This window comes from Achromobacter sp. 77 (assembly GCF_020541125.1).
GTDB classification, from domain to species: domain Bacteria; phylum Pseudomonadota; class Gammaproteobacteria; order Burkholderiales; family Burkholderiaceae_B; genus Achromobacter; species Achromobacter mucicolens.
In genome coordinates this window covers 4058512-4077766 of record NZ_CP059848.1, presented here as the reverse complement: position 1 = coordinate 4077766, position 19255 = coordinate 4058512, and the positions used below count along the sequence as shown (strand labels likewise).

General features: G+C 65.6%; 21 protein-coding genes and 1 tRNA gene. 12 read left to right on the top strand and 10 right to left on the bottom strand.

The features are described 5' to 3' along the window. The first annotated feature begins 3 nt into the window (after window positions 1-3). The 5 genes from H4P35_RS18895 to pdxK all read left to right on the top strand — a co-directional run bounded on the left by H4P35_RS18895 (window position 4) and on the right by pdxK (window position 3394). Window positions 4-648, top strand: coding sequence for a glutathione S-transferase family protein (locus tag H4P35_RS18895; protein ID WP_226846527.1), 645 nt, complete (start codon window positions 4-6; stop codon window positions 646-648). Between the two features lie 10 nt (window positions 649-658). Then, complete coding sequence (locus H4P35_RS18890; RefSeq protein ID WP_056324545.1) at window positions 659-1441, top strand: aldolase; 783 nt, start codon at window positions 659-661, stop codon at window positions 1439-1441. A 77-nt stretch (window positions 1442-1518) separates the two neighbouring features. Further along, window positions 1519-2073: a helix-turn-helix domain-containing protein gene (locus H4P35_RS18885; RefSeq protein ID WP_056323110.1), complete on the top strand. Its 555-nt coding sequence runs from the start codon at window positions 1519-1521 to the stop codon at window positions 2071-2073. 50 nt (window positions 2074-2123) lie between these two features. Next, window positions 2124-2489, top strand: a complete 366-nt coding sequence (locus tag H4P35_RS18880) for a cupin domain-containing protein (RefSeq protein WP_056323113.1) — start codon at window positions 2124-2126, stop codon at window positions 2487-2489. 41 nt (window positions 2490-2530) lie between these two features. Beyond that, window positions 2531-3394, top strand: coding sequence for a pyridoxine/pyridoxal/pyridoxamine kinase (gene pdxK / locus H4P35_RS18875; protein ID WP_226846525.1), 864 nt, complete (start codon window positions 2531-2533; stop codon window positions 3392-3394). Window positions 3395-3427: 33 nt separating this feature from the next. Here the strand turns inward: pdxK and cynS are convergent, their stop codons facing one another. From cynS to H4P35_RS18835, 8 genes are all read right to left on the bottom strand, one after another. Further along, window positions 3428-3871, bottom strand: a complete 444-nt coding sequence (gene cynS / locus H4P35_RS18870) for a cyanase (RefSeq protein WP_056324548.1) — start codon at window positions 3869-3871, stop codon at window positions 3428-3430. Between the two features lie 9 nt (window positions 3872-3880). Then, on the bottom strand, window positions 3881-4675 hold the full coding sequence (locus H4P35_RS18865) for an ABC transporter ATP-binding protein (RefSeq protein ID WP_226846524.1): 795 nt from the start codon (window positions 4673-4675) through the stop codon (window positions 3881-3883). A 5-nt stretch (window positions 4676-4680) separates the two neighbouring features. Further along, the gene (gene ntrB / locus H4P35_RS18860; RefSeq protein WP_056323123.1) at window positions 4681-5523 is read right to left on the bottom strand and encodes a nitrate ABC transporter permease; all 843 of its coding nucleotides are present in this window, start codon (window positions 5521-5523) and stop codon (window positions 4681-4683) included. After that, window positions 5523-6884, bottom strand: a complete 1362-nt coding sequence (locus H4P35_RS18855; RefSeq protein ID WP_056323124.1) for a CmpA/NrtA family ABC transporter substrate-binding protein — start codon at window positions 6882-6884, stop codon at window positions 5523-5525. Before H4P35_RS18855 ends, ntrB begins: the two co-directional genes overlap by 1 nt. Before the next feature lie 133 nt (window positions 6885-7017). Beyond that, entirely contained in the window at window positions 7018-7656 is a 639-nt protein-coding gene (locus H4P35_RS18850) for a response regulator transcription factor (protein ID WP_062842204.1), read from the bottom strand. A gap of 13 nt (window positions 7657-7669) precedes the next feature. Next, on the bottom strand, window positions 7670-8812 hold the full coding sequence (locus H4P35_RS18845) for a PAS domain-containing sensor histidine kinase (protein WP_175156992.1): 1143 nt from the start codon (window positions 8810-8812) through the stop codon (window positions 7670-7672). A 738-nt stretch (window positions 8813-9550) separates the two neighbouring features. Then, a complete protein-coding gene (locus H4P35_RS18840) occupies window positions 9551-10837 on the bottom strand; it encodes a phospholipase A (RefSeq protein ID WP_226846523.1) in 1287 nt (428 codons plus the stop codon). A gap of 202 nt (window positions 10838-11039) precedes the next feature. Then, the gene (locus tag H4P35_RS18835; protein ID WP_062842201.1) at window positions 11040-12542 is read right to left on the bottom strand and encodes an aldehyde dehydrogenase family protein; all 1503 of its coding nucleotides are present in this window, start codon (window positions 12540-12542) and stop codon (window positions 11040-11042) included. A gap of 145 nt (window positions 12543-12687) precedes the next feature. Here H4P35_RS18835 and H4P35_RS18830 point away from each other — a divergent pair, with 145 nt between their 5' ends. The 7 genes from H4P35_RS18830 (at window position 12688) to H4P35_RS18800 (ending at window position 17841) form a co-directional block, all read left to right on the top strand. Beyond that, entirely contained in the window at window positions 12688-13437 is a 750-nt protein-coding gene (locus H4P35_RS18830; RefSeq protein ID WP_056323137.1) for an amino acid ABC transporter ATP-binding protein, read from the top strand. Window positions 13438-13523: 86 nt separating this feature from the next. Further along, window positions 13524-14315, top strand: a complete 792-nt coding sequence (locus H4P35_RS18825) for an ABC transporter substrate-binding protein (RefSeq protein ID WP_062842199.1) — start codon at window positions 13524-13526, stop codon at window positions 14313-14315. Window positions 14316-14333: 18 nt separating this feature from the next. Further along, the gene (locus H4P35_RS18820) at window positions 14334-15026 is read left to right on the top strand and encodes an amino acid ABC transporter permease (protein ID WP_056323141.1); all 693 of its coding nucleotides are present in this window, start codon (window positions 14334-14336) and stop codon (window positions 15024-15026) included. Between the two features lie 2 nt (window positions 15027-15028). Further along, a complete protein-coding gene (locus H4P35_RS18815; RefSeq protein WP_056323142.1) occupies window positions 15029-15718 on the top strand; it encodes an amino acid ABC transporter permease in 690 nt (229 codons plus the stop codon). A 9-nt stretch (window positions 15719-15727) separates the two neighbouring features. Further along, entirely contained in the window at window positions 15728-17020 is a 1293-nt protein-coding gene (locus tag H4P35_RS18810; protein ID WP_062842198.1) for an FAD-binding oxidoreductase, read from the top strand. 57 nt (window positions 17021-17077) lie between these two features. Then, a complete protein-coding gene (locus tag H4P35_RS18805) occupies window positions 17078-17662 on the top strand; it encodes a helix-turn-helix domain-containing protein (protein WP_056323144.1) in 585 nt (194 codons plus the stop codon). Window positions 17663-17764: 102 nt separating this feature from the next. Next, window positions 17765-17841, top strand: a tRNA-Arg gene (locus H4P35_RS18800). Window positions 17842-17927: 86 nt separating this feature from the next. Here H4P35_RS18800 and H4P35_RS18795 read toward each other — a convergent pair. Both H4P35_RS18795 and H4P35_RS27280 read right to left on the bottom strand, forming a co-directional pair. Beyond that, a complete protein-coding gene (locus H4P35_RS18795) occupies window positions 17928-19076 on the bottom strand; it encodes a hypothetical protein (protein WP_226849546.1) in 1149 nt (382 codons plus the stop codon). After that, window positions 18964-19248 carry a DUF4224 domain-containing protein gene (locus H4P35_RS27280; protein ID WP_226846522.1) on the bottom strand — a complete coding sequence of 95 codons (285 nt, stop codon included), beginning with the start codon at window positions 19246-19248 and terminating at the stop codon, window positions 18964-18966. Before H4P35_RS27280 ends, H4P35_RS18795 begins: the two co-directional genes overlap by 113 nt. Window positions 19249-19255 lie beyond the last annotated feature (7 nt).

The window sequence follows — 19255 nt, the reverse complement described above, 5'->3', positions numbered from 1 at the left end:
CGCATGAATACCGGGGCGTCCCACCCGCTGGCGGGCAAGCCGCTGGAACTGGCCGATACGCTGCGGTCGGGCAACGCGTGGAAGATCCGGCTGGCCTGCGGGCTGATGGGCTTGCCGGTCAAGCGGCGCACGTTCGACATCGTTCAGGGCGACCTGGAGACCGAGGCGTTCGCGCGCATCAATCCGTGGCGGCAGGTGCCGGCGCTGTTGACGCCGGAAGGGCAGTGGCTGGCGGAGTCGCAGGCGATCCTGTGGTATCTGGGCATGGGCACGTCGTGGCTGCCCGAGGACCGGCTGGCGCAGGCGCAGGTGTCGAGCTGGTTGAGTTTTGAGCAGACCCAGCACATGCACGCGTTTGCGCAGCCGCGCCTCTTGATTCACCTGCGCCAGACCGCCAAGACGGACGATCCTGACATGGTGGCGTGGCGCGCGGCGGGCATGAAGGCCGCCGCGCTGATGGACGCTCACCTGGCAGGTCGCGAGTTTCTGGTGGGCGCCTCGCCCACCATCGCGGACATCGCGCTGTACCCCTACACGAGCATGGCGGGCGAGGGCGGTTACGACCTGTCCGGCTTTGCGAACATCACTGCCTGGCTGGCCCGCATGCGTGCCTTGCCGGGATTTACGCCGTTGATGGAAACGGCATGACGGAGACATGATGGCCGATACGATGCACCTGGGAAAGGACGAACTGATTGCGCGCGCGCAGGCCGAGATGCAGCGGCAGTTCGACACCCCGCAATGGACCTTGCGCGAGCGGCTGGCGCTGACCTGCCGCATCCTTTTTGACGGCGGGCATGATTCGGGGCTGGCGGGACAGATCACGGCACGCGCGGACGCGCCCGACCGCTACTTCACGCAGCGTTTGGGGTTGGGCTTCGACGAGATCACGGCCAGCAACCTGCTGCTGGTGGACGAAGACCTGCGTGTTCAGGAAGGCGGCGGCATGCCCAATCCGGCAAACCGCTTTCACTCGTGGATTTACCGCGCACGGCCCGACGTGAACTGCATCATCCACACGCATCCACTTCATGTGGCGTCGCTGTCCATGCTGGAGGTTCCGCTTGAGGTCTCGCACATGGACAACTGCCCGCTCTACGGCGACGTGGCGTTCCTGAAGGACTGGCCGGGCGTGCCGGTGGGCAACGAGGAAGGCGAGATCATTTCCAAGGCGCTGGGCTCCAAGCGCGCCATCCTGTTGTCGCATCACGGCATGCTGATTGCGGCCGGGTCGGTGGAAGAAGCCTGCGTGCTGGCGCTGCAGTTCGAGCGTGCCGCCCGCATGCAGCTGCTGGCGATGGCCGCGGGCAAGATCCAGCCGATTCCGCCGGAACTGGGCCGCGAGGCGCACGACTGGATTCTGACGCCCAAGCGGTCGCAGGTGGGGTTCTCGTACTACGCGCGCCGCGCCCTGCGGGCGCATCCTGATGTGCTGAGCTAGGCGAAGCAGGGCGGGCGGCTCGACGGCGGCGGGCTTTTGGGGCATTCTTGCCGGTTGTATTTGCGCCTTCCCCGCCCATGATCGACCTGCCGCACCGCCTACGCACCCTGCGCCGCCAGCAAACCCTGTCCCTGGAACAGCTGGCGCAGCGCACGGGATTGACCAAAAGCTATCTCTCCAAGCTGGAGCGGGGCCTGAGCGAGCCGTCGATTTCCACCGTGCTGCGCCTGGCCGAGGCCTATGGCGTGGGCGTGTCCCAACTGGTCGGGGACGACGGCGCCGCGCAAGATGAAGTGGTCAGCGTGGTGCGCGTGGCCGACCGGGAGGCCCTGCAGCGGCGCGGCCTGGGCAGCGAGTACCATTACGAGTCGCTGGCGGGGCGGCGCAAGGTCAAGGCGATGGAGCCTTTCGTGGTGCATCCGCCGCGTGAATTTCCGGACGCCGCCGCGGTGTTTCCGCATCCGGGCGAGGAATTCCTGCTGGTGCTCAAGGGCGCCATAGAGGTCCACGTGGGCGAACGCCAGTTCCGCCTGGAAACCGGCGATTCCGTCTATTTCGACTCTGAATTGCCGCACCGCATGCGCACGGTCAGCCGGGCCATGGCCGAGGTGCTGGTGGTGGCGGCGCACTGAGCGCCCGCCGCTGGCGCACTCACTCGCTATTGGAAGACACAGGATCAACCATGAAAAACGATCAATCGCGGCTTGTCCGCATCGATGCCGGCCCGATGAAGAACCCGGTGCCCGGCAAGCCGCGCCGCCCGATTTCGGGCGATGCCGCGTTTCGTACCGTGACCGCCTTTGAAGGCAACGCGGGCAAAGCCGAGGCCGGCGTGTGGGAAAGCACGGCGGGCTCGTTCCAGTCCAACACCACCGGCTACATCGAATTCGGCTATATCGTCGAAGGCGCCGCGCGTCTGGTGGACCCGGACGGCACGGTGCACGAGCTGACCGTGGGCGAAGCCTTTGTCATGCCCGAAGGCTATACGGGCCGCTGGGAAGTCGACCACTTCGTCAAGAAGATCTATTTCATCACCCGCATGGGCTGACCCGCTCGTCTACCCCCCGTCCACACCCCGGAGCAATCCTCATGACCGCAATTCCCGCTGCCCCCATGCCGGGCGCAGCGCTGCCCGCCCGCACCGCGCAGGTGGATGTCGTCTCGATCCAGTCCCAGGTCGTCTACGGCTATGTCGGCAACAACGCCGCCATGCCGGTGTTCCGCAAGGCGGGACTGCGCGCGATTGCGCTGCCCACCGTCATCCTCAGCAATACGCCGCACTATCCCACGCTGCACGGCGGCGCGGTGCCGCTGGACTGGTTCGAGGGCTTGCTGAAAGGGTTGGACGAGCGGCGCGTGAGCCAGGTGGCGCGCGCGGTGGTCTGCGGATATCTGGGGCAGCCGGGGCAGGCCGGATTGCTGGCGCGATGGCTGTCGGCCGTGCGGGCCTCGCGTCCTGAGCTGCGGGTGTTCATCGACCCGGTAATGGGCGATCGCAATGACGGGCTCTACGTGGACGAGGGGCTCGTCGCGCAGTATCGCGATCTGCTGGTGCCGCTGGCCGAGGGCATGACGCCCAATCATTTCGAGCTGGAATTGCTGGTGGGCCGCGCGCTGTCGTCGGTCGACGAAGTGGTGACCGCCGCCCGCGAGTTGATCGCGCGCGGGCCGCAGTGGATCGTCGCGACCAGCGCCGCGCCGATGACGGCCGCGCCGGGCACGTTGCAATTGGTGGTGGTCACGCGGGACGACGTCACGGTGGTGACTCACCCCGAGATCGCCATTCCGCCGTCGGTGCATGGCACGGGCGACGTGTTCATGGCGGGCGTGTCGTCGCGATTGCTGAACGGCCTGACGCTGGTTCAGGCGGTACGCGAAGCGGCGGCCCAGGTCACGGTGACGCTGCAGCGCACCCGCGAACTGGGCTGGGAAGAACTGGCCGCCGAGGGCTAACCGCAGGCGGGGCCCGCCCCGCCTGGCGTGTCTTCAGTACGTCTTGTACGGCAGGAACTTGCCGCTCATCACGATCTGCACGCGGTCGCCCTTGGGGTCGGCCTCGCGCGACAGATCCATCTTGAAGTCGATGGCGCTCATGATGCCGTCGCCAAACTCTTCATTGATCAGCGCCTTGAACGTGGTGCCATAGACGTTGATCAGTTCATAGAAGCGGTAGATCAGCGGATCGGTGGGCACGGTGCTGGGCAGCGAGCCCTTGTAGGGCACGACCTGCAGCTGCACGACGGCGTCAGCGGGCAGATCCAGCACGCGGGCGGCGGCCTGCGCCTGTTCCTCGGTCATGGTCATCTGGCCCAGCAGCGCGGCGGTGGTCCATTCCTTGCTCTGGCCGACGGCTTCGGCGATGGCGCCCCACGAGAGTTTTTTTTCCAGCTTGCGGGTGACGACGAGTTCAGTGACTTCAGCGCGGGACATCATGGTGGTTCACTCCTTGTGGATGGCCTTGTCGACCAGGAAGTCGACGAGATGGTTTCGGATGTCGTAATAGCGGGGTTCGTGATGCAGGCTGGCGCGCGTGCGGTCGCGCGGCAGGTCCACGGTGACGGATTCGGCGATGCGGGCGTACGGACCGGCGCTCATGAGCAGGATGCGGTCCGACAGCAGGATGGCCTCGTCGACGTCGTGCGTGATCATGAAGACGGTCTGGCGGGTTTCCTGGACGATGGCGCGCAGCTCGTCCTGGATGGCGCCGCGGGTCAGCGCGTCCAGCGCGCCAAAGGGCTCGTCCAGCAGCAGCATCTTGGGCTGAATCGCAAAGGCGCGGGCGATGCCCACGCGCTGCTTCATGCCGCCGGACAGTTCGCAGGGCTTCTTGCCGGCGGCGTGGCCCAGCCCGACCATGTCGAGGTAACGCTGGCTGTGCGCGCGCACCTGTTCGCGGCTGTAGGCGGGCCAGCGCGAACGCACGCCGAATTCCACATTTTGCAGCGCCGTCAGCCACGGCAAGAGCGCGTGCGCCTGGAAGACGACGCCGCGTTCCAGCGACGGCCCCGAAATCTGGCGGCCGTCCATGATGACGATGCCTTCGTTGCTATCGTCGATGCCGGCCAGCACGTTCAGGATGGTGGTCTTGCCGCAGCCGGAGTGGCCGATGACGCAGACGAACTGGCCCTTGTCGATCTGGAAATCGATGTTCTCGAAAACGGGCGGCTGCGGACGGCCATCGCGCCCCGGGTAGCGCTTGCCCAGCCCTTGGACCTGCAGGAAAGATTCGCTCATGCGCGTTACTCCCGATAGCTCACCAGCCGCGCGGCGCGCGCCAGCAGGTTGTCCAGCAGCATGCCGATCAGGCCAATGAAGACGATGGCGCAGATGATGTTGGAGATGGACAGGTTGTTCCATTCGTTCCAGACGAAGTAGCCGATGCCCGTGCCGCCGATCAGCATTTCGGCGGCCACGATCACCAGCCACGCGATGCCGACCGAGATGCGCATGCCGGTCATGATGGTGGGCGCGGCGGCGGGCAGGATGACCTGCAGCGCGGTGCGCAGCCGCGACACTTCCAGCGTGCGCGCCACGTTCAACCAGTCCTGCCGCACGGCGCCCACGCCGAACGCGGTGTTCACCAGCATGGGCCACAGCGAGCAGATGAAGATCACGAAGACGGCGGAAGTGTTGGCGTCCTTGATGGTGTAGAGGGCCAGCGGCATCCACGCCAAGGGCGAGATCGGCTTGAGCACCTGGATGAAGGGGTCGAACGCGCGGTAAACGGTGCGCGACATGCCGATCAGGAACCCGAGCGGGATGGCCACCAACGCAGCCAGGCCGAAGCCCGTCAGCACCCGCGCCACGGAGTAGCCCAGCTGGATCCCGATGCCTTTGTCGTTCGGTCCGCGGTCGTAGAAGGGATCCTTCAGGTGCTGCCACAGCTGCGCGCCGACTTCGGCGGGACCGGGGAACGGCGTCTTGGACCCGCTGGCCGCGGCATTGCCGACCAGCGCGGCGTAGGCCGGGTCCACCGTCGCCTCGCCCGCATCGGGGCGGGTGGCGGCGTGCCAGAGCAGCAGGAACGCCAGGAACAGGGCGATGGACAGGAACGTGGCCCGCCAGTGTTGCACCGACCCCATCAGGTCCTCCGGATCTTGAAGCTGGCGAGGTAAGCCTCGGGCTGGCTGGGGTCAAACGGCTTGCCCATGACGCTGAAGGTCTTGCCGGTTTCGGCGGGCGGGGTGAGGCCGGCTTCGCGCATCAGGCGCACGGCGTCGGTGGCCAGGAACACGTCGCTCGCGACCTTCTGATAATCGACGTCGCCCTTGACCTGGCCCCAGCGCTTCATCTGCGTCAGGATCCACACGGCAAACGACTGCCAGGGCATGGGGTCGAAGTCGATGCGGTTGGGATCGGTGAGCACCTTGCCCAGGCCGTCGGCGTAGGTGCCGGTCAGCACCTGCTCGACCACGGTGACGGGCTGGTTCAGATAGTTGGGCGCGGCGATGGCGGTGGCGATTTCCTTGCGGTTGGCAGGATTGCGGGCGTAGGCGGTGGCTTCGATGATGGCTTTCAGCAGAGCCTGATAGGTGTTGGGCATGGTGGTGACGAACTCCTTGCTGGCGGAGAACGCGCAGCAGGGGTGGCCGTCCCAGATGGCCTTGGACAAGGTGTGGATGAAGCCCACGCCGTCGTACACGGCGCGCTGGTTGACGGGATCGGGCGCCAGGAAGCCGTCGATGTTGTCGGCGCGCAGGTTGGCCACCATCTCGGGCGGCGGCACGGAGCGGATCTGCACGTCGGTGTCGGGATCCAGGCCGTGTTCGGCCAGGTAGTAGCGCAACAGATAGTTGTGCATGGAGTAGTCGAAGGGGACGGCGAACTTGAAGCCCTTCCAGTCCTTCGGGTCGCGGCGGTCCTTGTGCTTCATGGACAGCGTGATGGCCTGGCCGTTGATGTTTTCGACGGCGGGCATGGTCCACGGCACGGCTCGGCTGGCGCCGACGCCCATCGAGATGGCGAGCGGCATGGGCGACAGCATGTGGGCAGCGTCATACTCGCCGGACATGGCCTTGTCGCGAATGAGCGCCCAGCCGGCGGTCTTGACGACTTCGACGTCCAGGCCCTGTTTGCCGTAAAAGCCCATGGGGTGCGCCATGATGATGGGCGTGGCGCAGGTGATGGGGATGAAGCCGACCTTGAGCTTCTGTTTTTCCAGCGGGCCGGCGGTCTGCGCGAAGGCTTCCTTGGCGGCGGCCAACGGGAAGATCGACGCGATGGCGGCCATGGCGGTGCCGCTGCCGACGGCACGCAGGAAGCGGCGGCGCAGCGCATCCTGCGGGAACAGGGCGCGCATGACGGCCTGTTCGACGGCGCTGCCGGCGGCGTCGCCCTGCAAGACGGCTTGCGTGGCGCGCTCGTGTTCGGCCTGCGAGGCGTGGCGTCCGCAGCCGCATGCCAGGCGGCTGTTGGCGTCAAACGGGTTGCTGAAAAGCGACATGGTGGCTCCTTCGGTCGGGAATGGAGCCATCATGGGGCTGGCCGGCGGCGGCCGGTATCGCCGGTTCAACGATACGCGTGTAGGGGCCTTACTACGTGGTGCGCGGGCTGCGCCGGGATAGTGCGGCAGGCGCTTAGATCGCACCCAACTGGTGCGTGTTGGCGTAGGCGACCAATTCCACCAGCGTGCGGACGTTGAGCTTTTCGAAGATGCGGCTGCGATAGGTGGAGATGGTGTTGACGGACAGGGCAAGCTGTTCGCCAATGGCCGAGACGGAGCGGCCGGCCACCAGCAGCTGCAACACCTGGAATTCGCGGTTGGACAGCAATTCGTGGGGCGGGCGGGAGCTGTCCTGGCGCACGGTGTGGGCGAGCAGTTCGGCAACAGTGGGCGTGACGTACATCTTGCCGGCGGCGGCGTTGGTCAGGGCGGCAAGCAGTTCTTCGGGCTCGCAGCCCTTATTCAGATACGCATGGGCGCCGGCGCGCAGGGCGCGGACGGCGAACTGGGATTCGGGGTAGACGGAGAGCATGACGACGCCCAATCCCGGATGATCGGCGCGCACGCTTTTCAGTACATCCAGCCCGTCGCGCTCGCCAAGGGCGACGTCCAGGACGATGGCGTCGTAGTGGGCCTGGCGCAGGGCGCGCAGCGCGGCGGGGCCGTCGGCGGCTTCGTGGACAAGGGCGACGCGCGGGTCTTCTTCCAGGATGCGGGCGAGGCCGCGGCGGATGATGAGGTGGTCGTCGACGATAAGCAGGTTCAGGGGCATGGCGCGGTTTCCTTCAAGCAGCCAGCGGGTTCAGGCGCAGGCGGGCGCGCATGCCGGCGCCGGGGGCGCTGTCCAGTGCAAGATCGCCGCCAATGGCGCGGGCACGCTCGCGCATGCCAAGGATGCCGAAGGTGTGGCGGTCTTCGGGCAATTGCATGCCGACGCCGTCGTCTTCGACGGTGAGCATAAGGCCGTCGGCGCCCCAGACGGCGCTGACGCTGACGCTGCGGGCGCGGGCATGCCGCTGCACGTTGGTGAGCAGTTCCTGGACGATGCGGTAGATGGCGATTTCGGCGTTGCGGTCAAGGCGCAGGCTTTCGGTGTCGGGCGGGCAAAGGTAGCGGCACTGCAGGCCGCTGCGGGTCTGCAGGTCCTGCAGCAGGGCTTCAAGGGCGGCCCAGAGGCCCAGGTGGTCGAGGACGACGGGGCGCAGGTCGTTGAGGATGCGGCGGGTGGCGCCCATGGCGGTCTGGGTGACTTCGAGCATGCGGTCAAGGTGCGCCTGGAGGTCGGGCGCGGCGCTGAGCTGGCGGCGCAGCCAGTTCAGGTCGAGCTGCAAGGCGGTGAATGAGGCGCCGAGATCGTCGTGGATGTTGCGGGCGATGTGGGCGCGTTCTTCTTCGCGCAGGGTGCTCAGGTGCGAGGACAGGCGGCGCAGGGATTCGTGGGCGGCGCTGAGTTCGGCGGTGCGTTCGCCGACGCGGCGTTCGAGCAAGGCCTGGGTGCTTTGGAGTTCGCGTTCGATCTGTTTGCGAGCGGTGATGTCTGAGAAAGTGACGACGGCGCCGACGACTTCCTGGTCGTTGCGGATGGGGTATGAGGCGTACTGAGCGTCAAAGCAGGTACCGTCGCGGCGCCAGAGCACTTCGTCGTCGGCGCGTTCGCCGCGGCCGTCGCGGAAGGCTTTGAAGATGCGGCAGTCGTGGACGGGCATCAGGGTGCGGTTGGCGTGGGAGTGATGAATGAGGTAGTGCATGTTGCGGCCTACCAGTTCATCGGGGGTGTAGCCGAGCATGTCGGCGCCGGCGCTGTTGATGAAGATGCAGCGGCCGCGCAGGTCGATGCCGTAGATGCCTTCGCCGGCGGATTCGAGCAGCATTTCAAGCTGGCGGCGCCAGGCGGCGTGGTGCGAGAGGTGCTTCAGGTCGGCGAACATGAATGGCTTTGCTTGTGCTTTATCTGTCCGGGACTAGCGGCCCGGATCCCCTTGGTGCGCGGTGTTTTTGGGTGCGCTTTGGGGCGGAGTTTACGGGACGGGGTTGGAGTTTCGGGGGGATTGAGGGAAATCCCTTTGTTGGATTCTTTGTTGGTTTCTTTGGTGGTTTCTTTCGGTGGTTGTTTCGGTGGTTGTTTCGGTGTTCTTGCGGCGGCTGGGGCGGGTTTGGTGCGGGTTCTTGAGACGCCCGGCACGGCGGCGGCCTGGGTGCGCGGGGCTACGATTGCGGTCCGGAGCCTTCGCTCCGGACTTCCCCGTCGTCATCGTCGTTGTCGCCTTCGGCGACTGCCTTCCGATTCCCTCGGGCGCATCTACACGCCCCGCGCACCCAGGCCGCCGCCGCGCCGGGCTGCGTCGTAAAAGGTCGGACGGCCGTTGGGGAGGGTGGCTTGCTTGACCTTTTTCTACCGGTCTGTTCGGGTTCGGAAGATCTTGCGGGGCTGCCAGATGTCGGCCGCGCGGGCGGCCTTATCTGGCGTTCGGGTGTCTTGCGTCGGCGTTCTATACCAAGGTGTCTGACACCCGTTGAATTGCCGTCACGGGCTGACGCCCCGCTCTCCCGGGTGTCTGACACCGTCCCGCCAATAGAGGTAGCCCCCCCAATCGCGCGCGCAAAGCAAATCGCCGGCATTTCAAGCCGGCGATTTTCATTCAACGATTCCGTGCCGCGTTAAGGCCTTACGGAATCAGCGACAGGCCCACGCGGAACTGGCTTTCGTTGCGCTGGTTGTAGCCAAGCAGCGTTTCGCCGTAGCCGTTGAAGTACTGCAGGTGCAGGTAGCCGTTCCAGTTCAGGAACGTGCGCTGCAGCGGCCAGGCGAAGTCCAGCTGGGTGGTGCGGCGGCGCTGGTCGCCCTGGCGGTACATGGCGGTGACGACCGCGCCATTGTCCTGGGCCCAGCGCAGTTGCCAGTCAACGTGGCCGGCGTAGGCGGAGTAGTCGCTGTTTTCGTTGGCGACGGCGAAGTAGGCCTTGACCTTGGGGGCGAAGGTGAGGGTGCTGCCGCCGTCGAAGCGGTAATGGAAGCGCGGTTCGATGTAGCCGTCGTTCAGGGAGCGCGAGTCGTCGCCGTCCTTGCCGTTGGAGGCATGTTCGACGCCGACGTTCATGCCGATGCGCCAGTTCTGGTTTTCGGATTTCCAGACGTCGTCGGAGAGCCAGAAGACGCTGGGGTTGAAGGTGGTGTCGATGAAGGGCTTGGAGTCGCTTTCCAGGTCCCAGAGCGAGGTCTGGGTGTAGCCCAGGTAGAAGTCGTCGTGCCAGGTGTCTGCGCTGCCGCGCGGGCTGATGAGGCGGTATTTGGCGCTGATCTGGAAGCGGGCGGTGGTCAGGCCGCGGGTGCCGACGGCGAAGTAGACGGGTTTGTAGGCCGAGAAGGCGCTGCGGAATTTGTCGAAGGCGGCCTGTTCGACGGTCTGTTCGACGGCGGCGGCGGGGGCGGGGCCGGCTTCGGGCGAGGCGCCTGCCGCGGCGACGGCGGCGGGCGGGACGGGTTGGCCGCTGCGGGCGTCGACGACGGGGGTTTGGGCGGGCGTGGTGGCCAGGGTGCCGCTATCGCGGCCGGTGGCGTCCAGCGCCATCATGGACGGTTGGCCTTCGATGGAGACGGCTTGCAGGCCGCGCGCGGTGGCGGGCACTTCGGCGGTCCAGGACATGCGGGCGAAGTTGTTGACGGGCACGCTGTAGTTGTCGCGGCCGCTTTTCAGTTTGGCCAGGCTGCGCACGATCTGGCCGTTGGGGCTGCGCCACTGGAGGACGAGTTCAGGCGGGGCCTGCCAGTCCACGCGCGAGCCCCCTTCGTTGAAGAACACGGCCTCGATGGTGACGGTTTCGCCGGGCGCCGCAGAGGGGCGGTCCAGCCGGTAAGACACGCCTGCCGCGGCGGAGCCGGCCGCGCCCAGGGCCAGGATGGCGGCGACGAGGCGGGTAGTGGGAGAGCGATGAAAGGGACGGCTGGAGGTCATTGAGGACGTGTATGGTTTTTGTGATGAGGCAATGTAGCACCGTCCCCGGCAACAGTTTGTAAGTCAGGCTAATTGGTTGTATGGGCTGTAAGCAATGCGAAAACCCCGCGCATTGTCGACAATGCGCGGGGCTTGGAGAAAGGTGTTGCGCGAAGGCGCTGCGCGGCGGATCCGGCAGGCCTTGCGGCAGGGAGATCGGCGGTTATTCGCCGAATTTGATGCCTTGGGCCAGCGGCAGGTTGCGCGAGTAGTTGATGGTGTTGGTGGCGCGGCGCATGTAGTTGCGCCAAGCGTCCGAGCCGGACTCGCGGCCGCCGCCGGTTTCTTTTTCGCCGCCGAAGGCGCCGCCGATTTCGGCGCCGGAGGTGCCGATGTTGACGTTGGCGATGCCGCAGTCGGAGCCGGCGGCCGACAGGAAGGTTTCGGCTTCGCGCAGGTCGTTGGTGAAGATGGCGGACGACAGGCCTTGCGGCACGCCGTTCTGCATGGCGAGCGCGTCGTTGAAGTCCTTGTAGCGCATCACGTAGAGGATGGGCGCGAAGGTTTCATGGCAGACGACGTCGGTCTGGCCGGGCATTTCGGCGATGGCAGGGCGCACGTACCAGGCGTCGGGGTATTGGTCGGCCAGCACGCGCTCACCGCCGGTGACCTTGCCGCCTTGTTCGCGTGCGGCGGTCAGGGCAGCCTGCATGGCGTCGAAGGAGGCGCGGTCGATCAGGGGGCCGACCAGGTTGCCGCTGTCGAGCGGGTTGCCGATGGGGGCGCTGGCATAGGCCTTGTGCAGGCGCTGGACCAGTTCGTCGGCAATGCTTTCGTGAACGATGAGGCGGCGGGTGGTGGTGCAGCGCTGGCCAGCGGTGCCGATGGCGCCGAAGACGATGCCGCGCGCGGCCATGTCCAGGTCGGCGGTGGGGCCGACGATGATGGCGTTGTTGCCGCCCAGTTCCAGCAGGACGCGGCCGAAGCGCTGCGCGACGCGCGGCCCGACCTGGCGGCCCATGCGGGTGGAGCCGGTGGCGGACACCAGTGCGACCGTGTGCGAGTCGACCAAGGCTTCGCCGACTTCGCGGCCGCCGATCAGGACTTCGGACAGGCCGGCGGGGGCGTCGCCAAAGCGTTGCACGGCTTGCGCGAAGAGGGCCTGGCAGGCGAGGGCCGTGAGCGGCGTCTTTTCCGACGGCTTCCAGACGACAGCGTTGCCGCAAACCATCGCCAGCGCGGCGTTCCAGGACCAGACGGCGACGGGGAAGTTAAAGGCGCTGATGACGCCGACGACGCCCAGCGGATGCCAGGTTTCCATCATGCGGTGGCCGGGACGCTCGGACGCGATGGTCAGGCCGTAGAGCTGGCGCGACAGGCCGACGGCGAAGTCGCAGATGTCGATCATTTCCTGCACTTCGCCTTCGCCCTCGGCGACGATCTTGCCGGCTTCCAGGCTGACCAGGCGGCCGAGTTCCTGCTTGTGCTGGCGCAGGGTCTCACCGAACAGGCGGATCAGCTCGCCGCGGCGGGGGGCGGGGACGTCGCGCCATGCCAGGCTGGCTTGGCGGGCGCGGGTGATGGCGGCGTGGGCCTGGGCCACCGTGTGCTCATGCACCTGCGCCAGCTCGGCGCCGTCGATCGGGCTGCGGGCGATCAGGGTGCCGCCGGTGAGCGCGCTGGAATTGAGTCCGAGATTGCGCAGGATGTCTTGAGGAGTGTCCATGCCGGTTCCTTCGATGCCTTGCGAAGTCAGCGTCTTCGCTTAAGGGTTATGCCTAAGTGGCGATTCTGGAAAAAAATTTACTATACGAAACTATGACGTGAAATGCGAAATATTTTTGAGGTGCCCTGCACCTGAAGGTGAATTCGTGGCCGAACCCTTGCTCGTAGTTCAGGCAGTCAGAAAGACCTATCAGCGCGACGGGCATCCCCCGCATCTGGCGCTGGATGGCATCGATTGCCAGCTCGAACGTGGCGAGGTGATGGTGGTGGTGGGGCCGTCCGGCTCGGGCAAGAGCACCTTGCTGCGCACCTTGAATGGCCTGGAAAGCATCGACAGCGGCAGCATCCGCGTGAACGGCGTGTCGCTCACGGACCCGGCCACCGACGTCAACCGCTGGCGCACCGACGTGGGCATGGTGTTCCAGCACTTCAACCTGTTCCAGCACCGTACTGCGCTCGACAACGTGGCGCTACCCCAGCGCGTCGTGCGCGGGCGCAGCCGCGCCGACGCCGAGCGCTACGCCCGCGAGCTGCTGGGCCGCGTCGGCATGGCGGAATTTGGCGATCGCTATCCCAGCCAGTTGTCTGGCGGTCAGCAGCAGCGTGTGGCCATTGCACGCGCGCTGGCGATGGATCCGCAACTGATGCTGTTCGACGAAGCCACGTCGGCGCTCGATCCCGAGACGGTGGGCGGCATTCTTGAATTGATGCGCGCACTGGCGCGCGACGGCATGACGATGGCGGTTGTGACGCACGAAATGGGGTTTGCCCGCGACGTGGGCGACCGCGCGCTCTTCATGGATGCCGGCCGCATCGTGGAGATGGGCACGCCCGACGAAGTGTTCGGCCACCCCAAAGAGGCGCGCACCCGCGCTTTCCTGGAAAAGATTCTGTAGTCCCGCCGGTCCGGCTTATCCGGGCGCTGCCGGCGCGATGTGCCTTGCCCGGAACGATATGGGTCCAATCACCAAAGGGGTTAGAAATGCTGAAGATCAAACAATGGCTGGGCGTGGCCAGCGTCGCCCTGGCGGCCGCCACCGTGGCCCTGCCGGCACAGGCGGACGAACTTTCCGACATCATCAAGCGCGGCGAACTGCGCGTGGCGGTGCAGACATCCGGGCCGCTGATGAGCTTCATGGACAAGTCGGGCAAGCGCACGGGGCTGGCGGTGGAAGTGGCCAAGCGCATGGCGGACGACCTGGGCGTGAAGCTGGTGCTGCAGGATTATGAATGGAAGGGCCTGCTGCCCGCGCTGCTGTCTGGCAAGGCCGACATGGTGGCCGCGGACATGACGCCCACGCCGCAGCGCGCTGCGCAGGTGCTGTTCTCGCTGCCCATGTTCTACGCCGACACCGTCGCCGTGGTGCCCAAGGATTCCCCGTACAAGAACTTTGCCGAACTGAACAAGTCCGGCGTCACCGTCGGCGCGCTGGGCGCCAGCACCTATGCCGAAGTCGGCAAGAAGATGCTGCCCTCGGCCACGCTGAAGGAGTTCTCGGGCGGCAGCGCTCCGGTCGGCCAGGCGCTGTCCAGCGGCCGGCTGGACGCGGGGATCATGTCGCTGTCCACCGCCAACCAGTTCCTCGTGGACTTCGGCAACCTGCGCGTGCTGGAAGGCGTCATGGTGCGCGAGCCGCTGGCGTTCGCCGTCGGCCCCAACGCCTTCCGTCTGAAGTTCTGGCTGGACAACTGGCAGACGCTGAAGACCGCCGACAACTCGCTGCCGGAGCTGGTGCAGTACTGGTACTCGACCGATTGGAAGAAAGACCACTGATCGGAGACGGGACCTCCCATGGACTGGCTGATCGATTTCTATAACTGGCGCATCGTCAGCCAGTACACGGGCCAATTCGCCGAAGGCCTGGCCAATACGCTGATCGCGGCGGGCGCAAGCCTGGTGCTGTCCGTGCTGGCCGGGGTGCCGCTGGCGCTTGCCCATATGTCGTCCCGCGGCGCGGTGTGGCGCCCGGTGGCGGCCTATGTGCAATTCGTGCGCTCCACGCCGCTGCTCGTGCAGATCTACCTGGTCTATTACGCGGTGCCGTACCTGGTGCCCGGCGCCAAGGGCTGGAGCGAGATGGTGCTGGGCATCATCGCCATGACCGTGCACCACGCGGCCTACATGAGCGAAATCATCCGCGTCGGCATCGAGTCCGTGCCGCGCGGCCAGATCGAAGGGGCCAAGGCCTGCGGCATGAACTACCACCAGCGTCTGCGTTATGTGGTGCTGCCGCAAGCCTTCGCCAATACGCTGCCGCCGCTGCTGGGCCAGACCGCCGTGCTGATCAAGGACACCTCGCTGCTGTCGCTGATCACGGTGTTTGAACTGGTGGCCGCCGGCGTGCAGATGAACAGCGAACGCATCGTGCCCAACGAAGCCTTCCTGACCATCGCCGCAGGCTATCTGCTGATCTACTGCGTCATGCTGCTGCTGTCCAAGGGCGTAAGCCTGTGGCTGGCCGGCCCGGCCTGGAACGCGAGGTAACCATGCTGGAATCCTATCTCTCCACCGCCGGCGTCGTCCTGCCCTTTCTGCTCAAGGGTTTTTGGGAGACGCTGAAGATCTCCTTCGTGGCCATCATCGCGGGGTCGCTGCTGGGCTTTGTCATCGGCGTGATCCGCAGCTACCGCATTCGCGGGGTGCACCAGATCCTGGGCCTGTACATCCACATCCTGCGCGGCACGCCGTTCCTGGTGCAGCTCTACATCTTCTACTTCGTGCTGCCCAGCTCCGGCATTGAAATGCTGCACTGGGATTCCGGCACGGCGGCCTTCGTGGCGCTGTCGGTCTACACGTCCTGCTACGTGGCGGAAATTGTCATGGGCGCCATCCAGGCCGTGCCGCGCGGCCAGACCGAGGGCGCGATGACGCTGGGACTGCGACCGCTGCAGATCCTGTGGCTGGTCATCCTGCCGCAGGCCATGCGCCTGATCGTGCAGCCCATGAGCGGCGTCTACGTCATGCTGATCAAAAGCACCGCCATCCTGTCGGTCGTCGGCATCACCGAGCTGACCCGCCAGGGCGAAGTCTTCATCATCACCTTCCCGGCGAAATCCCTGTTCATCTACGGCATGATCGCCGCCATCTACTTCATCTACTGCTACCCGCTCCTGCGCCTGGCCAACTGGCTGGAAAAGCGCCTGACCGGGGGCCTGCAAGGCGCGGGCCTGCACTGAGCGGACACCATGGTCTCCGAGTACATCGACACGTATTACAAGCGCACGCTCGCCGACAGCGAAACCTACTATCCGCCGCTGGCGGGCGCGGCCAGCGCCGACGTCTGCGTGATCGGCGCGGGCCTGGCAGGCCTGTCCACCGCGCTGGAACTGGCCCGGCGCGGCCGCAACGTCACCTTGCTGGAGGCGCGGCGCATTGCCTGGGGGGCGTCGGGCAGAAACGGCGGCTCGGTGTCGCCGGCCTTTTCGGCCGGCGCCGATGCCATCCGCAAGCACGTCGACGAAGACCACTACCGCCAGCTTTACCGGCTGTCGATGGAAGGCGTCGAGATCATCCGCAACAACATCCGCGATCTGCGCATCGCCGACGCCCACAAGGTGGACGGTCGCCTGCGCGTCGTGCGCTACGAGGCGACCGACGCGTTGCGCCAGTGGTGCGACAGCCAGCAGCGCGACTTCGGGCGCGACGTGCGGCTGCTGTCGCGCAGCGAAGTCCGGGAGCGTCTCGTGTCCGATGTCTATTTCCAGGGCATCGAAGACCCGTCGTCCTTTCACTTCCACCCGCTGAACTACGCCCGCGCGCTGGCCCGCGAGTGCGTCCGGCTGGGCGTGCGCATCCATGAAGACTCGCCGGTCGTGCACGCCACGCTCGACGGCGCGGTCAAGCACCTGAAGACCGAGCAAGGGCAGATCGACGCCGCCACCGTCGTGCTGGCCACCGGCGGCTACACCGGCGACGTCGTGCCCGCCTTGCGGCGCGCCATGCTGCCCATCGCCACCTACATCATGCTGACCGAACCGCTGGGCGACCGGGTCCGCGAAGCCATCCGCAGCACCGCCGCCATCGGCGACGACCGGCGCGCCGGCAACTATTACCGCGTCCTCGATGGCGGCCGCATCGGCTGGGGCAGTAGAATCACCACCCGTGTCGACGACCCGCCCGATCTGGCCGAGTCCCTGCGCCGCGAATTGCTTGGCGTCTACCCCCAATTGCAGGGGGTGCGCGTTGAGGCGGCGTGGTCGGGACGCATGGCCTACGCGCGGCACCTGATGCCGCAGATCGGGCTGCTGGGACCCGGCGTCTGGTATTGCACGGCGTTCGGCGGCCACGGCATGAACACCACCTCCATAGGCGGACGCGTCGTGGCCGAGGGGATCACCGGCGACACGCAGCGCTACAAGCTCTTCGAACCGTTCGGGTTGGCCTGGAATGGCGGGAGCCTGGGCACGGCGGCGGTTCAGCTGACTTATTGGTCTTACCAGGCGCGCGATTGGTGGCGTGAACGTCAATCGCGGGGCTGATTATTGCGGGCCTGATTATTCAGGCCCGACTACTGCGGGCATGACAGGGTGTAGAGAATGCAAGGCAACAAACAGAGCGCATTGGCACAACGGCTGCGAGCCTTGCGCCAGGCGCGCGCGTGGACCCTGAAGCAGGCGGCCGAGGCCACCGGCGTGTCCGCGTCGACCCTGTCAAAGATCGAGAACAGCCTGCTGTCCCCCACCTATGACAACCTGATCAAGATCGCCGCCGGCCTGGACCTGGACGTCGCCGAACTCTTCACCGCGTCCGACGCCCACATGGGCACCGGCCGCCGCAGCCTCAGCCGCCAGGGCGAAGGCCGCCAATACGAAACCCCGTACTACGACCACCGCCTGCTGTGCACCGCGCTGTCCCACAAGCGCATGATGCCGTTCCACACGCGCGTCAAGGCCCGCTCCTTCGACGAATTCCAGGACTGGAGCCGCCATGGGGGAGAGGAATTTGTCTATGTGCTGGAGGGAGAGGTGCAGCTCTATACCGAGTTCTATGAACCGGCGCGGTTGAAGGCGGGGGAGAGCTTCTATATAGACAGCCGCATGGGGCACCGGGTGATCAGCCTGAGCCCGGAGGATGCGATCGTGCTGTGGGTGTCCACGCATACGGACATTGGCGAGGAGTAGGGCGGGACCCGCTAGGACGCGCCCGGCTAAGGGGCGACGAACTTTTTTCCGCAACAGGGTAAAATGCGCGGCCCGGACAGGTTCCGGGCGTCTTCACACCGCGCGGCAGTAGCTCAGCTGGATAGAGCACGGGCCTTCTAAGCCTGAGGTCGGGGGTTCGAGCCCCTCCTGCCGCGCCAGAACTGCTAATGAAATCAAGCTATTGCGTGGCATTGAAGTTCGTTAACTAGGCAATCATTAGAATAAAAAAGCCTGCGTTAGAACTTTACTCCGTCGCCGAGGCCTTCTTCACGATCCGTCTGTCATAGTGTTTGTGCGTCGTCGCCGGGTTCGCATGCGCTGCGAAATCGTACGCGTCGTGGTCACGGTTTTGGATTTTCGTCGTGATCGCAGCAGGGCGCACATCCTGCAAATTGAAGTACAGCGGATGCTTGGTCAGCTTCTTCTCCGTCACGGACTCATCGAAAGACCGGATCCAGGCCAGTTGCGCGTCCTTCCAGCTGGACGCCCAGCCATGCCGAGTGTACGAATCCGATCGCTTCGTGGGCGCGAATAGGTAAGGGCTGCTGGTGTTCTTGCGATCCAGCGCTCGGGCCACCACCACGCGCAGCCGCAGCGACCACTCGCGCACCTTCACAACTTCGATCTGGCCTTTCTTGCGCTTCGTGGACAGTACCGTCACGCCTTCGTGCGTCAGGCCAGTCTTCAGGAATGGACGAGCCTCCGACGAACGAAACCCGGTCAAATAGGTGAACATCGCTGCGCAGCCCATCGTCCTGTAGTTCTCGCGCTGTTTCACGGACCAGAGGTAGAAGCGCAGGACCTGCCGACGATCAATGATCTTCGCTTCGGTCGTCGAACGATTCTTCATCATGTTAACGAAGGGATTCGCGGCCAACAGACCCCAGCGTACGCCGAAGTGGCAGATGACGGAGAACTGGCTAAGCTCCTTGTTCGCTTTGATTGGGGCTCCCGCGGCTGCCCGGTCCTCTAGGTATTGGTAGCCATGCTGAGCGGTCATTTCGGAGGGCACCATCCTGCCAAAGAACTTCGTCAGGTTGGTGTACATGCCCTTGCGAATCTTCTTGCCGTCCTTCGACTGGTCCTGATAGTACGTGGGGTCTTCCTTGAGTTCGAACCGCTCGATCATCTCGGACACCGCGCCGGCCACTACGACGCCCTGCTGAATCTCCACTGCTAGCTTCGTCGCGAGGCGCTCGGCGTCATAGCGCGCAGATCGGTCCCCGAGGGCGCACGAGGCCAGCGTTTGGCTCCGTCCGTCCACATGCTTGTAGATCCAACTAATGCGCTGCTTGCCGACGCGTTTGTACAGTCTGGCCACGCCGGTCTTCTCCCACGCGGGTGAAGGCTTGGCGATTCGGGCCTGACGTGAGACCGGCTTTTTGCTGGCCATCTACTGCTCCCAGTTTCTTATCTCGATAAGCCCGCAACACTCGCGGGACGCCATTTTTGTCCACGACATAGCGCCAGCCGTGGCGATTGAGCCAGCGCGCCATCATCGCCCTCTGGTTTGGCTTGCACCCGACCAGTTCGGCCAGGTCAGACGCCGAGAGATATTCGTTCATCTGATCC

Excerpts from the sequence above, each read along its gene's own strand:
- H4P35_RS18895 (WP_226846527.1), top strand. The coding sequence starts at position 4 with ATGAATACCGGGGCGTCCCACCCGCTGGCGGGCAAGCCGCTGGAACTG.
- H4P35_RS18890 (WP_056324545.1), top strand. The coding sequence starts at position 659 with ATGGCCGATACGATGCACCTGGGAAAGGACGAACTGATTGCGCGCGCG.
- H4P35_RS18885 (WP_056323110.1), top strand. The coding sequence starts at position 1,519 with ATGATCGACCTGCCGCACCGCCTACGCACCCTGCGCCGCCAGCAAACC.
- H4P35_RS18880 (WP_056323113.1), top strand. The coding sequence starts at position 2,124 with ATGAAAAACGATCAATCGCGGCTTGTCCGCATCGATGCCGGCCCGATG.
- pdxK (WP_226846525.1), top strand. The coding sequence starts at position 2,531 with ATGACCGCAATTCCCGCTGCCCCCATGCCGGGCGCAGCGCTGCCCGCC.
- cynS (WP_056324548.1), bottom strand. The coding sequence starts at position 3,871 with ATGTCCCGCGCTGAAGTCACTGAACTCGTCGTCACCCGCAAGCTGGAA.
- H4P35_RS18865 (WP_226846524.1), bottom strand. The coding sequence starts at position 4,675 with ATGAGCGAATCTTTCCTGCAGGTCCAAGGGCTGGGCAAGCGCTACCCG.
- ntrB (WP_056323123.1), bottom strand. The coding sequence starts at position 5,523 with ATGGGGTCGGTGCAACACTGGCGGGCCACGTTCCTGTCCATCGCCCTG.
- H4P35_RS18855 (WP_056323124.1), bottom strand. The coding sequence starts at position 6,884 with ATGTCGCTTTTCAGCAACCCGTTTGACGCCAACAGCCGCCTGGCATGC.
- H4P35_RS18850 (WP_062842204.1), bottom strand. The coding sequence starts at position 7,656 with ATGCCCCTGAACCTGCTTATCGTCGACGACCACCTCATCATCCGCCGC.
- H4P35_RS18845 (WP_175156992.1), bottom strand. The coding sequence starts at position 8,812 with ATGTTCGCCGACCTGAAGCACCTCTCGCACCACGCCGCCTGGCGCCGC.
- H4P35_RS18840 (WP_226846523.1), bottom strand. The coding sequence starts at position 10,837 with ATGACCTCCAGCCGTCCCTTTCATCGCTCTCCCACTACCCGCCTCGTC.
- H4P35_RS18835 (WP_062842201.1), bottom strand. The coding sequence starts at position 12,542 with ATGGACACTCCTCAAGACATCCTGCGCAATCTCGGACTCAATTCCAGC.
- H4P35_RS18825 (WP_062842199.1), top strand. The coding sequence starts at position 13,524 with ATGCTGAAGATCAAACAATGGCTGGGCGTGGCCAGCGTCGCCCTGGCG.
- H4P35_RS18820 (WP_056323141.1), top strand. The coding sequence starts at position 14,334 with ATGGACTGGCTGATCGATTTCTATAACTGGCGCATCGTCAGCCAGTAC.
- H4P35_RS18815 (WP_056323142.1), top strand. The coding sequence starts at position 15,029 with ATGCTGGAATCCTATCTCTCCACCGCCGGCGTCGTCCTGCCCTTTCTG.
- H4P35_RS18810 (WP_062842198.1), top strand. The coding sequence starts at position 15,728 with ATGGTCTCCGAGTACATCGACACGTATTACAAGCGCACGCTCGCCGAC.
- H4P35_RS18805 (WP_056323144.1), top strand. The coding sequence starts at position 17,078 with ATGCAAGGCAACAAACAGAGCGCATTGGCACAACGGCTGCGAGCCTTG.
- H4P35_RS18795 (WP_226849546.1), bottom strand. The coding sequence starts at position 19,076 with ATGGCCAGCAAAAAGCCGGTCTCACGTCAGGCCCGAATCGCCAAGCCT.
- H4P35_RS27280 (WP_226846522.1), bottom strand. The coding sequence starts at position 19,248 with ATGAACGAATATCTCTCGGCGTCTGACCTGGCCGAACTGGTCGGGTGC.